13 protein-coding genes and 2 tRNA genes are annotated in these 15802 nt (G+C 60.8%); 14 read left to right on the forward strand and 1 reads right to left on the reverse strand.

The window, feature by feature from the left end:
* Window positions 1-72: 72 nt before the first annotated feature.
* The 3 genes from carB to ACYU03_RS03960 are packed head-to-tail and all read left to right on the forward strand — an operon-like array spanning window position 73 to window position 4200.
* Window positions 73-3294, forward strand: a complete 3222-nt coding sequence (gene carB, locus ACYU03_RS03950) for a carbamoyl-phosphate synthase large subunit (protein ID WP_461888204.1) — start codon at window positions 73-75, stop codon at window positions 3292-3294.
* A 2-nt stretch (window positions 3295-3296) separates the two neighbouring features.
* Window positions 3297-3773 carry a transcription elongation factor GreA gene (gene greA / locus ACYU03_RS03955; protein WP_461891379.1) on the forward strand — a complete coding sequence of 159 codons (477 nt, stop codon included), beginning with the start codon at window positions 3297-3299 and terminating at the stop codon, window positions 3771-3773.
* Complete coding sequence (locus tag ACYU03_RS03960; protein ID WP_461888205.1) at window positions 3751-4200, forward strand: MFS transporter; 450 nt, start codon at window positions 3751-3753, stop codon at window positions 4198-4200. Before greA ends, ACYU03_RS03960 begins: the two co-directional genes overlap by 23 nt.
* A gap of 12 nt (window positions 4201-4212) precedes the next feature.
* Here the strand turns inward: ACYU03_RS03960 and ACYU03_RS03965 are convergent, their stop codons facing one another.
* Complete coding sequence (locus tag ACYU03_RS03965; protein WP_461888206.1) at window positions 4213-4521, reverse strand: YhbY family RNA-binding protein; 309 nt, start codon at window positions 4519-4521, stop codon at window positions 4213-4215.
* 102 nt (window positions 4522-4623) lie between these two features.
* On the opposite strand from ACYU03_RS03965, the gene rlmE reads away from it, so the two are divergent.
* The 11 genes from rlmE (at window position 4624) to infB (ending at window position 15746) form a co-directional block, all read left to right on the forward strand.
* A complete protein-coding gene (rlmE, locus tag ACYU03_RS03970; RefSeq protein WP_461888207.1) occupies window positions 4624-5250 on the forward strand; it encodes a 23S rRNA (uridine(2552)-2'-O)-methyltransferase RlmE in 627 nt (208 codons plus the stop codon).
* A gap of 214 nt (window positions 5251-5464) precedes the next feature.
* Window positions 5465-7369 carry an ATP-dependent zinc metalloprotease FtsH gene (gene ftsH / locus ACYU03_RS03975; RefSeq protein WP_461888208.1) on the forward strand — a complete coding sequence of 635 codons (1905 nt, stop codon included), beginning with the start codon at window positions 5465-5467 and terminating at the stop codon, window positions 7367-7369.
* Window positions 7370-7377: 8 nt separating this feature from the next.
* Window positions 7378-8229, forward strand: coding sequence for a dihydropteroate synthase (gene folP / locus ACYU03_RS03980; RefSeq protein WP_461888209.1), 852 nt, complete (start codon window positions 7378-7380; stop codon window positions 8227-8229).
* Between the two features lie 18 nt (window positions 8230-8247).
* Window positions 8248-9588 carry a phosphoglucosamine mutase gene (gene glmM / locus ACYU03_RS03985; protein ID WP_461888210.1) on the forward strand — a complete coding sequence of 447 codons (1341 nt, stop codon included), beginning with the start codon at window positions 8248-8250 and terminating at the stop codon, window positions 9586-9588.
* A gap of 66 nt (window positions 9589-9654) precedes the next feature.
* Entirely contained in the window at window positions 9655-10410 is a 756-nt protein-coding gene (gene tpiA, locus ACYU03_RS03990) for a triose-phosphate isomerase (protein WP_461888211.1), read from the forward strand.
* 2 nt (window positions 10411-10412) lie between these two features.
* A complete protein-coding gene (secG, locus tag ACYU03_RS03995) occupies window positions 10413-10805 on the forward strand; it encodes a preprotein translocase subunit SecG (RefSeq protein WP_461888212.1) in 393 nt (130 codons plus the stop codon).
* 21 nt (window positions 10806-10826) lie between these two features.
* Window positions 10827-10912: transfer RNA gene (locus ACYU03_RS04000), tRNA-Leu, on the forward strand.
* 98 nt (window positions 10913-11010) lie between these two features.
* Window positions 11011-11087, forward strand: a tRNA-Met gene (locus tag ACYU03_RS04005).
* Window positions 11088-11217: 130 nt separating this feature from the next.
* Complete coding sequence (gene rimP / locus ACYU03_RS04010; protein WP_461891381.1) at window positions 11218-11676, forward strand: ribosome maturation factor RimP; 459 nt, start codon at window positions 11218-11220, stop codon at window positions 11674-11676.
* A 59-nt stretch (window positions 11677-11735) separates the two neighbouring features.
* Window positions 11736-13217, forward strand: a complete 1482-nt coding sequence (nusA, locus tag ACYU03_RS04015; protein WP_461888213.1) for a transcription termination factor NusA — start codon at window positions 11736-11738, stop codon at window positions 13215-13217.
* A gap of 27 nt (window positions 13218-13244) precedes the next feature.
* A complete protein-coding gene (gene infB / locus ACYU03_RS04020) occupies window positions 13245-15746 on the forward strand; it encodes a translation initiation factor IF-2 (RefSeq protein ID WP_461888214.1) in 2502 nt (833 codons plus the stop codon).
* Window positions 15747-15802: the final 56 nt, after the last annotated feature.

Below are 15802 nucleotides of genomic sequence, written 5' to 3' on the forward strand. Positions count from 1 at the left end.
GCGCCCGGATGTGCCTGACCAAGAATGTTCAAGACGGCTTGCCGACTGACCTGCGGATTTGAGTGACAACCCATGCCAAAACGTACAGACATCAAAAGCATCCTGATTCTCGGCGCTGGCCCGATCGTGATCGGCCAGGCCTGCGAATTCGACTATTCCGGCGCCCAGGCTTGCAAGGCCCTGCGCGAGGAAGGATTCCGCGTCATCCTGGTGAACTCCAACCCGGCTACCATCATGACCGACCCGGCCATGGCCGACGCCACCTACATCGAGCCGATCAAGTGGCAATCGGTGGCCAAGATCATCGAGAAGGAGCGTCCTGACGCGCTGTTGCCGACTATGGGCGGCCAAACCGCGCTGAACTGCGCCCTCGACCTGGAGCGCCATGGCGTCCTGGAGAAGTTCGGCGTGGAAATGATCGGCGCCAACGCCGACACCATCGACAAGGCCGAAGACCGTTCGCGTTTCGACCAGGCGATGAAGGCCATCGGCCTGGAGTGCCCGCGCTCCGGTATCGCCCACAGTATGGAAGAAGCCAACGCGGTGCTCGAGCGCTTGGGCTTCCCATGCATCATCCGGCCGTCCTTCACCATGGGCGGTACTGGCGGCGGTATCGCCTATAACCGTGAAGAGTTCGAAGAAATCTGCGCCCGCGGCCTGGACCTGTCGCCGACCAAGGAGCTGCTGATCGACGAATCTCTGATCGGCTGGAAAGAGTACGAGATGGAAGTGGTCCGCGATAAGAAGGACAACTGCATCATCGTCTGCTCCATCGAGAACTTCGACCCAATGGGTGTTCACACCGGCGACTCCATTACCGTCGCACCGGCGCAGACCCTGACCGACAAGGAATACCAGATCATGCGCAACGCCTCGCTGGCGGTGCTGCGTGAGATCGGCGTCGAGACTGGCGGCTCCAACGTCCAGTTCGGCATCTGCCCGAACACTGGCCGGATGGTCGTGATCGAAATGAACCCACGGGTGTCGCGTTCCTCCGCCCTGGCCTCGAAGGCCACCGGTTTCCCGATCGCCAAGATCGCCGCCAAGCTGGCGGTCGGCTACACCCTTGACGAACTGCAGAACGACATCACCGGCGGCCGCACCCCGGCGTCCTTCGAGCCGTCGATCGACTACGTCGTCACCAAGCTGCCACGTTTCGCTTTCGAGAAGTTCCCGAAAGCCGATGCTCGCCTGACCACCCAGATGAAGTCCGTGGGTGAAGTCATGGCCATCGGCCGTACCTTCCAAGAGTCCCTGCAGAAAGCCCTGCGTGGCTTGGAAGTCGGCGCCAGCGGCCTGGATCCGAAGCTCGAGCCGGGCACTGCGGACGCGACCAACATCCTCAAGCGCGAATTGACCGTGCCGGGCGCCGAGCGCATCTGGTACGTGGCCGACGCCTTCCGCGCCGGCATGAGCCGTGACGAAATCTTCGCCCTGACCAATATCGACCACTGGTTCCTGGTCCAGATCGAAGACCTGATCAAGGAAGAGGAGAAGGTCAAGACCCTGGCCCTGACCGCGATCGACAAGGACCTGATGCTGCGCCTCAAGCGCAAGGGCTTCTCCGACAAGCGCCTGGCCAAGCTGCTGGGTATCACCGACAAGAACCTGCGTCGCCACCGTCACAAGCTGGAAGTCTTCCCGGTCTACAAGCGTGTCGACACTTGCGCCGCCGAGTTCGCCACCGATACCGCCTACCTGTACTCGACCTACGAGGAAGAGTGCGAGGCCAATCCGTCGAGCCGTGACAAGATCATGATCCTCGGTGGTGGTCCGAACCGTATCGGCCAGGGTATCGAGTTCGACTACTGCTGCGTGCACGCTGCCCTGGCACTGCGTGACGACGGTTACGAGACCATCATGGTCAACTGCAATCCGGAAACCGTCTCCACCGACTACGACACGTCCGACCGTCTGTACTTCGAGCCGCTGACCCTGGAAGACGTCCTGGAGATCTGCCGCGTCGAGAAGCCAAAGGGTGTCATCGTCCACTACGGTGGCCAGACCCCGCTGAAACTGGCCCGCGCCTTGGAAGAGGCCGGTGTGCCGATCATCGGCACCAGCCCGGACGCTATCGACCGCGCCGAAGACCGCGAGCGCTTCCAGCAGATGGTCCAGCGTCTGAACTTGCGTCAGCCGCCGAACGCCACCGTGCGCAGCGAAGACGAAGCCATCCGTGCCGCTGCCGCCATCGGTTACCCGCTGGTGGTGCGTCCATCCTACGTGCTGGGCGGCCGCGCTATGGAAATCGTCTACGAGCCTGAAGAGCTCAAGCGCTACCTGCGCGAAGCGGTGCAGGTGTCCAATGACAGCCCGGTACTGCTCGACCACTTCCTCAACTGCGCCATCGAGATGGATGTGGATGCGGTCTGCGACGGCACCGACGTGGTGATCGGCGCGATCATGCAACACATCGAGCAGGCGGGTGTTCACTCCGGTGACTCGGCGTGCTCGCTGCCACCTTACTCGCTGCCGGCCCACGTCCAGGACGAGGTGCGTGAGCAGGTACGCAAGATGGCCCTGGAACTGGGTGTGGTCGGCCTGATGAACGTGCAACTGGCGCTGCAGGGCGACAAGATCTACGTGATCGAGGTCAACCCGCGTGCTTCGCGTACCGTGCCATTCGTCTCCAAGTGCATCGGTACTTCGCTGGCGATGATCGCGGCCCGTGTCATGGCTGGCAAAACCTTGAAAGAGCTGGGTTTCACCAAGGAAATCATCCCGAACTTCTACAGCGTCAAGGAAGCCGTCTTCCCGTTCGCCAAGTTCCCGGGTGTTGACCCGATCCTCGGCCCTGAGATGAAATCCACCGGTGAAGTCATGGGTGTGGGCGACAGCTTCGGCGAAGCCTTCGCCAAGGCACAGATGGGTGCCAGCGAAGTGCTGCCAACCGGCGGCACCGCCTTTATCAGTGTGCGCGATGATGACAAGCCGCAAGTGGCTGGCGTTGCCCGCGACCTGATCGCCCTGGGCTTCGAAGTAGTTGCCACTGCAGGAACCGCCAAGGTCATCGAGGCGGCCGGCCTGAAAGTGCGCCGTGTGAACAAGGTGACCGAAGGTCGTCCACACGTGGTCGACATGATCAAGAACGACGAAGTGTCGCTGATCATCAACACCACCGAAGGCCGTCAGTCGATCGCTGACTCCTACTCGATTCGTCGCAATGCGCTGCAGCACAAAATCTACTGCACGACCACCATTGCGGCTGGTGAAGCTATCTGCGAAGCGCTGAAGTTCGGTCCGGAAAAGACCGTTCGTCGCTTGCAGGATCTGCATGCAGGACTCGAAGCATGAGCATAAACAAGTACCCCATGACTGTCCGGGGCGCGCGCGCCCTGGAAGAGGAATTGACGCACCTGAGTAAGGTCGAGCGTCCGCGCCTGAGCCAGGCTATCGGTGAGGCCCGCGAGTTGGGCGACCTCAAGGAAAACGCCGAGTACCATGCTGCCCGTGAGGAGCAGGGGATGGTCGAGGCGCGCATCCGCGATATCGAGGGCCGTCTGCAGAACTCGGTGGTGATCGATGTCACCACCATTGCCCATACCGGCAAAGTGATCTTCGGTACTACCGTGGACCTGGCCAATGTCGAGACCGACGAGCAGGTGACCTACCAGATCGTTGGTGAAGACGAAGCTGATATCAAGCAGGGCAAGCTGTCGGTCAGCGCACCGATCGCCCGTGCCATTATCGGCAAGGATGAAGGCGATGTAGTGGCGATCAAAACGCCAAGCGGCCTGGTCGAGTACGAGATTGTCGAAGTCAAGCACATCTGACCGACGCCTGCGGGCGCCGACCCTCGAGGGTATCCTCTGGCAACTGGCCCAGGTGTTCTGGGTCGGTGGCTTGTGGGTGTTCCACGTTGGCTTGGTGCCTGCGCTCAAGGTGAGCGGGCTGGCGCCCTTGTTGGTCCAGGATGTCGCGGCCCAGATCGATCGCTGGTTGATCGGTGTCGCGGCTGTGGGCCTGCTGACGCAATTGACGGTGCTGGCGCGGGTGGCAGGCCTGGCGGCCTGGTGGCGGGAGTTCCGTGGCCAGATGCTGCTGCTTGGCCTGGCAGCCTGTGTCAGCTACTACACGTTGCGCTACGGGGTTTCCGTGGGGGAGCGCTGGCAGATGTTCTGCTTCCTGGTGCTGGGCTTCAGCGGCATCGTGCTGGTGGCCCAGCCGGTCCCGGTCAGGGCGCGCCAGCCGCGCCGCTGACCGGAGCCACCGTCACTTGTAGCGGTGGATATTGGACAGTTGCTTGTTCGGCTGAGGATTCTTGCGGTAGATCAGCGCCATCTTGCCGATGGTCTGTACCAGTTCCGCGCGGCCGACCTTGCACAGTTCAGCGATAGTCGCTGCCCGATCTTCGCGATCCTCAAGCCTGACTTGGACTTTAATCAGTTCATGGTCATTCAATGCACGCTCGAGTTCAGCCTGGACACCTTCGGTCAGGCCGTTTTCGGCAACGATCAGGACCGGCTTCAGGTCGTGACCAATGGACTTGTACTGCTTCTTCTGCTCGTTATTGAGCGGCATAATCTGACCCTTTTCGTCTGATTCTGTAAAATTGGCGGCCATTTTACCCGAGGGCCCGTGGCTCCGCCCAGTCAATCACGACGCTTATCATCGAGGTGCCCCGTGGCGCAACGTTCCAAGAGCAGCCATAACTGGCTGAGAGAGCATTTCAACGATCCTTTCGTCAAGCAGGCGCAGAAGGATGGCTACCGCTCGCGTGCGAGCTACAAGCTGTTGGAGATCCAGGAAAAGGACCGGCTGATTCGTCCCGGCATGAGCGTGATCGATTTAGGTGCGGCTCCGGGTGGATGGTCACAGGTGACCAGTCGTCTGATTGGCGGCCAGGGGCGCCTGATCGCCTCGGACATCCTGGAAATGGACACGATCCCCGACGTTACCTTCATCCAGGGTGACTTCACCCAGGATGAGGTGCTGGCCCAGATTCTCGAGGCGGTCGGTGATTCGCACGTGGACCTTGTGATTTCCGACATGGCCCCCAATATGAGTGGTACGCCTGCCGTGGACATGCCTCGGGCCATGTTCCTCTGCGAACTGGCCCTGGACCTGGCAACCCGGGTGCTGCGGCCTGGCGGGGACTTCCTGATCAAGATCTTCCAGGGTGAAGGTTTCGACCAGTACCTCAAGGAGGTGCGTGGCAAGTTCGACAAGGTGCAGATGCGCAAACCCCAGTCATCGCGGGACCGCTCCCGTGAACAGTACCTGTTGGCCAGGGGGTATCGCGGCGAATGAAGGGGCGCCAACCGGCGTATCCCGGGGCGTCCGATAGTTTTTTCCAATCGGCCGCACTGCCTCGACTGTCCGAACATCGTGTAGTCTAGGTTTCACAAAGGGTTACAGACGGCGCCTGCGGACGCGTAGGTAATGTAGTAAGTTAGGCCGGTGAATATCATGCGAGGCACGGCTGCGTCGTGCGCCGACCTCAGAGGGTAGCTAATTGAACGACATGGCAAAGAATCTGATCCTGTGGTTGATCATCGCGGCTGTCTTGGTGACGGTGATGAACAACTTCTCCAGCCCGAACGAGCCGCAGACCCTCAACTATTCCGACTTCATCCAGCAGGTCAAGGACGGTAAGGTCGAGCGAGTGGCGGTCGACGGCTACGTCATTACCGGTAAGCGCACCGATGGCGACTCCTTCAAGACTATCCGTCCGGCCATCACCGACAATGGCCTGATCGGCGACCTGGTCGATAACCACGTGGTAGTCGAAGGCAAGCAGCCGGAACAACAGAGCATCTGGACCCAGTTGCTGGTGGCCAGCTTCCCGATCTTGGTGATCATCGCCGTATTCATGTTCTTCATGCGCCAGATGCAGGGCGGAGCGGGCGGCAAGGGCGGCCCGATGAGCTTCGGCAAGAGCAAGGCGCGCCTGTTGTCCGAAGACCAGGTCAAGACTACCCTGGCTGACGTCGCTGGCTGCGACGAGGCCAAGGAAGAAGTCGGCGAGCTGGTCGAGTTCCTCCGCGACCCGGGCAAGTTCCAGCGCCTCGGTGGTCGCATCCCGCGTGGCGTACTGATGGTCGGCCCGCCTGGTACGGGTAAGACCCTGCTGGCCAAGGCCATCGCAGGCGAAGCTAAGGTACCGTTCTTCACCATTTCCGGTTCTGACTTCGTCGAAATGTTCGTCGGTGTCGGTGCCAGCCGCGTTCGCGACATGTTCGAACAGGCGAAGAAGCACGCGCCTTGCATCATCTTCATCGACGAAATCGACGCTGTCGGCCGCCACCGTGGCGCCGGTATGGGCGGTGGTCATGACGAGCGCGAGCAGACTCTCAACCAGTTGCTGGTGGAGATGGATGGCTTCGAAATGAACGATGGCATCATCGTCATCGCCGCCACCAACCGTCCTGACGTGCTCGACCCCGCCCTGCTGCGGCCAGGCCGTTTCGACCGCCAGGTGGTGGTTGGCCTGCCGGATATCCGTGGCCGTGAGCAGATCCTCAAGGTGCACATGCGCAAGGTGCCGATTGGCGAGAACGTCAACGCCGCAGTCATTGCCCGTGGTACTCCAGGCTTCTCCGGTGCCGATCTGGCCAACCTGGTCAACGAGGCATCGCTGTTCGCTGCCCGTAGTGGCAAGCGCCTGGTCGAAATGAAGGAATTCGAGCTGGCTAAGGACAAGATCATGATGGGCGCCGAGCGCAAGACCATGGTCATGTCCGAGAAAGAGAAGCAGAACACTGCCTATCATGAGGCCGGCCATGCCATCGTTGGTCGCATGGTTCCCGAGCATGACCCGGTCTACAAGGTTTCGATCATTCCGCGTGGTCGGGCCCTGGGTGTGACCATGTTCCTCCCCGAGGAGGATCGCTACAGTCTGTCCAAGCGTGCCCTGATCAGCCAGATCTGCTCGCTGTACGGTGGCCGTATCGCTGAAGAGATGACCCTGGGCTTCGATGGTGTGACCACCGGTGCTTCCAACGACATCATGCGTGCCAGCCAGATCGCTCGCAACATGGTGACCAAGTGGGGGCTTTCCGAGAAGCTTGGCCCGTTGATGTATGCCGAAGAGGAGGGCGAGGTGTTCCTCGGCCGCAGCGCGGCAAGCCCGCACGCCAGCGTCTCGGGTGAAACTGCCAAGCTGATCGACTCGGAAGTGCGCAGCATCATTGACCAGTGCTATGCCACCGCCAAGCAGATCCTCACCGATAACCGCGATAAGCTTGACGCGATGGCCGATGCATTGATGAAGTACGAAACCATCGATGCCGACCAGATCGACGACATCATGGCCGGTCGTACCCCACGCGAGCCTCGCGACTGGGATGGCGATGCCGGTGCATCGGGCACCCCGGCTGCACAGGATCGTCCGGAGACGCCGATCGGCGGCCCAGCGGCTCAAATCTAAGGGCATCTATGAGCTCACAGCAGTACCCGACCCGGTTGCCTTGCGGCAACCGGGTTCTTGATTTGTCTCGTACCCATGTCATGGGTATTCTCAATATCACACCCGACTCCTTCTCCGATGGCGGCCGCTTCACTCAGCTGGATGCGGCCTTGGCTCATGCCGAGGCTATGGTGGCCGCCGGCGCAACCCTGATCGATATCGGTGGCGAGTCCACTCGTCCCGGCGCTCGCGCCGTTTCCGTGCTCGAAGAGCTGGAGCGAGTGGCGCCGATCGTCGAGGCCATCAATGATCGCCTCGACGTTGTCATCTCGGTCGATACATCGACACCTGCGGTCATGCGTGAAGTGGCCCGCCTGGGTGCCGGCTTGATCAATGACGTGCGTGCGCTCGAGCGCGATGGCGCGCTGGATGCCGCGGCCGCCACCGGCTTGCCGGTATGTCTGATGCATATGCGCGGCGAGCCGGGCACGATGCAGGACAATCCTCAATACGAGGATGTGACGGCCGATGTGACGCGCTATCTTGAAGGGCGTATGGCTGCTTGCGCGGCGGCTGGCATCGATACCCAGCGGATCATCCTCGATCCGGGGTTTGGCTTCGCCAAGAACCTGGCGCACAACCTGAGCCTGTTCAAGCACATGGAATCGCTCTATCGCCTGGGGCGTCCGCTGCTGGTGGGTGTTTCGCGCAAGAGCATGATCGGCCTGACGTTGGATCGTCCGGTCGAGGAGCGGCTTTACGGCAGCCTGGCGCTGGCGGCATTGGCCATGACCAAGGGGGCGAGCATCTTGCGCGTCCACGACGTGGCTGAAACCGTCGATGTGGTGCGCATGATCGCTGCGGTACAGGCCGCCGAATAAAAAGAGATTGGAGTCCCTATGAGCAGAAAATACTTTGGTACCGATGGTATCCGTGGCCGCGTCGGCGAATACCCCATCACCCCTGATTTCATGCTGAAGCTCGGCTGGGCGGCAGGCATGGCCTTCCGCAAGCAGGGCGCTTGCAGAGTGTTGGTGGGCAAGGACACGCGTATTTCCGGGTACATGTTCGAGTCCGCGCTGGAGGCCGGGCTTTCCGCCGCCGGGGCCGATGTCATGCTGCTGGGGCCGATGCCGACGCCGGCCATCGCCTACCTGACCCGTACCTTCCATGCCGAGGCGGGGATTGTCATCAGCGCGTCGCACAATCCGCATGATGACAACGGAATCAAGTTTTTTTCCGGGCAGGGCACCAAGCTGCCGGACGAGATCGAGCTGATGATCGAGGAGTTGCTCGACCTGCCGATGAATGTCGTTGAGTCGAGCAAATTGGGCAAGGTTTCGCGGATCAACGACGCTGCGGGCCGCTATATCGAGTTCTGCAAGAGCAGCGTGCCGAGCAGCACCGACTTCGCTGGCCTCAAGCTCGTGATCGACTGCGCCCATGGTGCGACCTACAAGGTGGCCCCCAGCGTGTTCCGCGAGCTGGGCGCCGAGGTGACGGTTCTGCATGCCGAGCCCGATGGCTTGAACATCAACGAGAATTGCGGCTCGACCCATATCGAGTCCTTGCAGGCTGCTGTGCTGGTCGGCCATGCCGACCTGGGCATCGCCTTCGATGGCGACGGTGATCGGGTGCTGATGGTCGATCACACTGGCACCATCGTCGACGGTGACGAGTTGCTGTTCATCATCGCGCGTGACCTGCAGGAGCGAGGCAAGCTCCAGGGCGGGGTCGTCGGCACGCTGATGAGTAACCTGGGGCTTGAGCTGGCCCTGCAGGAGCTGAATATCCCGTTCGCCCGTGCCAAGGTCGGTGACCGCTATGTCATGGCTGAACTGCTGGAGCGCAACTGGCTATTGGGCGGTGAGAACTCTGGGCATGTGGTGTGCTGCAACCACACCACCACGGGCGATGCGATCATTGCCGCGCTGCAGACGTTGATGGCGCTCAAGCGCCGGGGTGAGACCCTGGCCCAAGCCCGTCAAAGCCTGCGCAAGTGCCCGCAGGTGCTGATCAACGTGCGTTTTGGCGCGAGCAAGGTCGATCCGCTGGAGCATCCGGCGGTGAAGGAGGCCAGCGCCAAGGCGACCGAGGCCATGGCTGGCCGTGGGCGCGTGTTGCTGCGCAAGTCCGGCACCGAGCCGCTGCTGCGCGTGATGGTCGAAGGCGACGACGAAAACCAGGTGCGCGGCCATGCCGAGGCTCTGGCGAAGCTCGTCGCTGAAGTTTGCGTCTGAAATACGCTTGCCAGCGATGTTCGGGTTGGGTAAGATCTGCGCCCACTTTGACCGACGAGGTAAAGCATGCGTCGCACCATGGTAGCTGGTAACTGGAAGATGCACGGTACCCGCGCCAGCGTCGCTGAGCTGATCCAGGGCTTGAGTAATCTCGCCTTGCCGAGCGGTGTAGAGGTCGCGGTGTTTCCACCCAGCCTGTTCATCAATCAGGTGATTGATGGCCTGCAGGGTAAAGGGATCACCGTAGGTGCCCAGAATTCTGCTGTACAGCCCGAGCAGGGCGCGCTGACCGGCGAGATTGCGCCGAGCCAGCTGGCTGAAGCAGGTTGCAGGCTGGTCCTGATTGGACACTCCGAGCGCCGCCAGATCATTGGCGAGAGCGACGAAGTGCTCAATCGCAAGTTTGCAGCCGCCCAAGCAAGTGGTTTGAGGCCCGTGCTCTGCGTAGGGGAGACCCTGGAAGAGCGCGAGGCAGGCAAGACGCTCGAAGTTGTTGGGCGTCAGTTGGGTAGTATCATCGAAGCTTTCGGTGTTGCCGCCTTTGCCAATGCGGTAATTGCCTATGAGCCTGTATGGGCCATTGGTACTGGCCTGACGGCCACGCCCCAGCAGGCCCAGGATGTGCACGCCGCCATCCGGGCCCAGTTGGCGGCAGAGGATGCTGAAGTTGCCCATGGTGTGCAGCTTCTATACGGCGGCAGCGTGAAGGCGGCCAATGCGGCCGAGCTGTTCGGCATGCCGGATATCGATGGGGGGCTCATTGGTGGAGCTTCCCTGAACGCAGACGAATTCGGTGCAATTTGTCGCGCCGCAGGAAACTGAACATGCTGGAAACAGTCGTAGTTGTTTTTCATCTGTTGGGCGCACTGGGTTTGGTAGTGCTGGTGTTGCTGCAACAGGGTAAAGGTGCAGAAGCGGGTGCATCTTTCGGCGCAGGTGCTTCAAATACTGTGTTCGGAAGCCAAGGTTCTGCTACCTTTTTGAGTAAGATTACTGCTATACTAGCTGCCTCTTTCTTCTTGACTGCTCTTGGGTTAGGATACTTTGCTAAAGAGAAAGCTCATCAGCTGACTCAAGTAGGTTTGCCAGATCCAGCGGTTCTGGAAGTGCAAGAGCAGAAGCCGGCAGTAAATGATGATGTACCGGTGCTCCAAGAGCAGAAGAGCGAAACCACCCCAACAGGTGATGTACCTCCTCCGGCTCAAGAGCAGAAGTAACGGGTTTCAAGAAGTAGTATTGCCGAGGTGGTGGAATTGGTAGACACGCAACCTTGAGGTGGTTGTGCCCATAGGGTGTAGGGGTTCGAGTCCCCTTCTCGGTACCAATTGAAGCATGGGAGCCCGCTTTAGCGGGCTTTCTTGCAGGTGGAGGTTAGATTGACCCTTCCAAGGGTTCGGTCTTATACTTTCACCCCAGCTTTGACGCGGGGTGGAGCAGTCTGGTAGCTCGTCGGGCTCATAACCCGAAGGTCGTTGGTTCAAATCCAGCCCCCGCAACCAGCTTTTGCAGAGCCCCTTTTAAGGGGCTTTTTGCTAGCTGATCAGTTCTCAGCGCCGGTATTCAACGGCGTATTCAGGGATGGGCGCTTTGCCCATTTTTTATTTGCACAGCATGCACGAGGGGGTTCAGGTGTCGAGCAAGCTAGAACAGTTGCAGGCCTTGTTGGCCCCGGTGGTCGAGGGTCTTGGCTATCAATGCTGGGGGATTGAGTTCATCTCCCAGGGCCGACATTCGGTTTTACGTATATATATCGACAAGGACGGCGGGATTCTGGTGGACGACTGTGAAGCGGTCAGCCGTCAGGTCAGCGGTATTCTCGATGTCGAAGACCCGATCAGCTCCGAATATACCCTTGAGGTGTCCTCTCCAGGCATGGATCGCCCGCTGTTCACCCTTGAACAGTTTGCCTCGCATGCCGGCGAACAAGTGAAGATCAAGCTGCGCACGCCCTTCGAGGGGCGTCGCAACTTCCAGGGCCTTCTCCGCGGTGTGGAGGATCAGGACGTGGTAGTCCAGGTAGACAATCATGAATTCCTGTTGCCGATCGACTCGATCGACAAGGCCAATATTATTCCCAGTTTTGACTGAGACGTGCCGGGCCCGGCGGACTATCCGGGCCCAATGGCTTGCGCAAGGCGAGGCGTACGATGAGCAAAGAAGTACTGCTGGTTGTTGAATCGGTATCCAACGAAAAAGGTGTACCGCCCGGCGTCATTTTCGAAGCGCTGGAGGTGGCGCTGGCCACTGCAACCAAGAAACGTTTTGAAGACGAAGTCGACCTGCGTGTGGAAATCAACCGCCACACCGGTAACTACGAGACCTTCCGTCGCTGGACCGTCGTCGAGGAAGATGACCTGGACGATCCGGCGATCGAGACCTGGCCGAGCAAGATCCGGGAAACCCATCCCGAAGCCAAGGTCGGTGACGTGATCGAAGAGAAGATCGAGTCCATCGAGTTCGGCCGCATTGCCGCCCAGACCGCCAAGCAGGTCATCGTGCAGAAGGTTCGCGAGGCCGAGCGTGCCCAAGTGGTCGACGCCTACCGCGAGCGTGTCGGCGAGATCATCTCCGGCACTGTCAAAAAGGTCACCCGCGACAACGTCATCGTAGACCTGGGCAACAATGCCGAGGCCTTGCTGGCTCGCGAAGACATCATTGCCCGCGAGACTTTCCGTGTCGGCGTGCGCCTGCGTGCGCTGCTGAAGGAAATCCGCACCGAGAACCGGGGCCCGCAGTTGATCCTGTCGCGTACTGCGCCGCAGATGCTGATCGAGCTGTTCCGTATCGAAGTGCCGGAAATCGCCGAGGGCCTGATCGAAGTCATGGCCGCATCCCGTGACCCGGGATCGCGTGCCAAGATCGCCGTTCGCTCCAAGGACAAGCGTATCGACCCGCAAGGTGCATGCATCGGCATGCGCGGTTCGCGTGTCCAGGCCGTATCCGGAGAGCTGGGCGGTGAGCGCGTGGATATCGTCCTGTGGGACGAGAACCCGGCGCAGTTCGTCATCAACGCCATGTCGCCGGCCGAAGTCGCGGCGATCATCGTTGATGAGGATGCCCACGCCATGGATATCGCCGTGGCGGAGGACAACCTGGCCCAGGCCATCGGTCGTGGTGGTCAGAACGTTCGCCTGGCTAGCCAGCTGACCGGCTGGACCCTGAACGTGATGACCGAGAAGGACATCCAGGCCAAGCAGCAAGCCGAGACTGGCGACATCCTGCGCAACTTCATCGAAGAGCTGGAAGTTGATGAAGAGTTGGCGCAGGTGCTGGTCGACGAAGGTTTCACCAGCCTGGAAGAAATTGCCTACGTACCGTTGGAAGAAATGCTCAACATCGATGGCTTCGACGAGGAAATCGTCAACGAGCTCCGTGCTCGTGCCAAGGACCGCCTGTTGACCAAAGCCATCGCTACCGAGGAAAAACTGGCAGACGCCCATCCGGCCGAAGACCTGCTCTCTCTTGAGGGTATGGACAAGGATCTGGCGGCGGAACTGGCGGTGCGCGGCGTGGTTACCCGCGAAGACCTGGCCGAGCAGTCTATTGACGACCTGCTCGACATCGACGGCATCGACGAAGAGCGTGCCGGCAAGTTGATCATGGCCGCCCGAGCCCATTGGTTCGAGTAATTAGGCGCGGCCTGAGGAGAGAAGTGCATGACGCAAGTCACGGTGAAAGAACTGGCCCAAGAGGTCGAAGCACCGGTAGAGCGCCTGCTGCAGCAGATGCGTGAGGCAGGTCTGCCGCACACCGACGCCGGTCAGGTAGTGACCGACAATGAGAAGCAGGCTTTGCTGGCGCATCTGAAGAGCAGCCACAAGGCAAAAGTGGAAGAACCGCGCAAGATCACCTTGCAGCGCAAGACCACCAGCACCCTGCGTGTCGCCGGTAGCAAGAGCATCAGCGTAGAAGTACGCAAGAAGAAAGTATTCGTGCAGCGCAGCCAGGAAGAGATCCAGGCTGAGCAACAGCGCGAGCTGGAAGAGCGCCGTGCGGCCGAAAACGCCGCCCGCGAGAAGGCCGAGGCCGAGGCGCGTCAGCGTTCTGAGGAGCAGGCGCGTCGTAATGCGGCCACTGCCCCTGCTGTTGCCCCGGCGCCAGCTCCGGCAGCCGCTCCGGCTCCGGCGGCGGTCGAGGCTGTAGAGGCCCCGGCACCGGTTGCCGAGCGCAAGAAGGACGATTCACGCCGTAATGACCGTGTGCGTGACGAAGACCGTCGTGGTGAGCGCCGCAACGAAGCGCCACGCGTTTCGGTCAAGGTCAAGGAAAAGGAAAAAGCGCCGACCCCACGTGCCGCTCCACGCACCACCGACGAGGAAAGCGATGGCTTCCGTCGTGGTGGCCGTGGCAAGGGCAAGCCGAAGAAGCGCAACATGCATGGTTTCCAGAACCCGACTGGTCCGGTCATCCGCGACGTGACCATCGGCGAGACCATCACCGTTTCCGAACTGGCGCAACAGATGTCGGTCAAGGCCGCTGAAGTCGTCAAGTTCATGTTCAAGCTGGGTACTCCGGTCACTATCAACCAGGTGCTCGACCAGGAAACCGCTCAGCTGGTTGCCGAGGAACTGGGCCACAAGGTGACCCTGGTTAGCGATACCGCCCTGGAAGACTCCCTGGCCGAGTCGCTGAAGTTCGAAGGCGAGACCGAAGCCCGTGCACCGGTCGTGACTGTCATGGGTCACGTCGACCACGGCAAGACCTCGCTGCTCGACTACATCCGTCGCGCCAAGGTCGCCGCAGGTGAAGCCGGTGGCATCACCCAGCACATCGGTGCCTATCACGTGGAAACCGACCGCGGCATGGTCACTTTCCTCGATACCCCGGGCCACGCCGCGTTTACCGCCATGCGTGCCCGCGGTGCCAAGGCCACCGACATCGTCATCCTGGTGGTGGCGGCTGACGACGGTGTGATGCCGCAGACCATCGAGGCTGTGCAGCATGCCAAGGCGGCTGGCGTTCCGTTGGTTGTCGCGGTGAACAAGATCGACAAGCCGGGCGCTGATATCGACCGGATCCGTAACGAGTTGTCCGTCCATGGCGTGACCTCCGAGGAATGGGGTGGTGACACGCCGTTCGTCAAGGTTTCGGCGAAGATGGGTACTGGCGTCGACGAACTGCTCGAAGCCGTGCTGCTGCAGGCCGAGATCCTCGAACTCAAGGCCACCCCATCCGCGCCTGGCCGTGGTGTCGTGGTCGAATCGCGTCTGGACAAGGGCCGTGGTCCTGTAGCCACCATCCTGGTTCAGGACGGTACCCTGCGTCAGGGCGACATGGTTCTCTGCGGCTCCAACTATGGTCGCGTGCGCGCCATGCTCGACGAGAACGGCAAGCCTGTGAAGGAAGCCGGCCCGTCGATCCCGGTCGAGATCCTCGGCCTGGATGGCACTCCGGATGCAGGCGACGAGCTGAGCGTCGTGGCTGACGAGAAGAAGGCCCGTGAAGTTGCGCTGTTCCGTCAGGGCAAGTTCCGTGAGGTCAAGCTGGCCCGTGCTCATGCCGGCAAGCTGGAAAACATCTTCGAGACCATGGGTCAGGAAGAGAAGAAAACCCTCAACATCGTTCTCAAGACCGATGTGCGCGGTTCCCTGGAAGCGCTGCAAGGCTCCCTCGGTGGTCTGGGCAACGACGAAGTGCAGGTGCGCGTGGTCGGCGGCGGTGTCGGTGGTATCACCGAGAGCGATGCCAACCTGGCCCTGGCGTCCAACGCGGTGCTGTTCGGCTTCAACGTGCGTGCCGATGCCGGTGCGCGCAAGATCGTCGAGCAGGAAGGTCTGGATATGCGTTACTACAACGTGATCTACGACATCATCGAAGACGTCAAGAAGGCCCTGACCGGCATGCTCGGCAGCGATGTTCGCGAGAACATCCTGGGTATCGCCGAAGTGCGTGATGTCTTCCGCTCGCCGAAGTTCGGCGCTATCGCCGGCTGTATGGTCGTGGAAGGTACGGTCTATCGTAACCGCCCGATCCGTGTATTGCGCGAGGACGTGGTGATCTTCGAAGGCGAACTGGAGTCGCTGCGTCGCTTCAAAGACGATGCGGCCGAAGTCCGCTCGGGCATGGAGTGCGGTATTGGCGTCAAGAGCTATAACGACGTCAAGGTCGGCGACAAGATCGAGGTCTTCGAGAAGGTCCAGGTCGCTCGTACGCTCTGAGCAGCGAACATGGGAGGCCGCGAAGCCCCGCTGCAAGGCGGCTGGCAACGCCTCTG

Source organism: Pseudomonas sp. X10 (genome assembly GCF_054889225.1).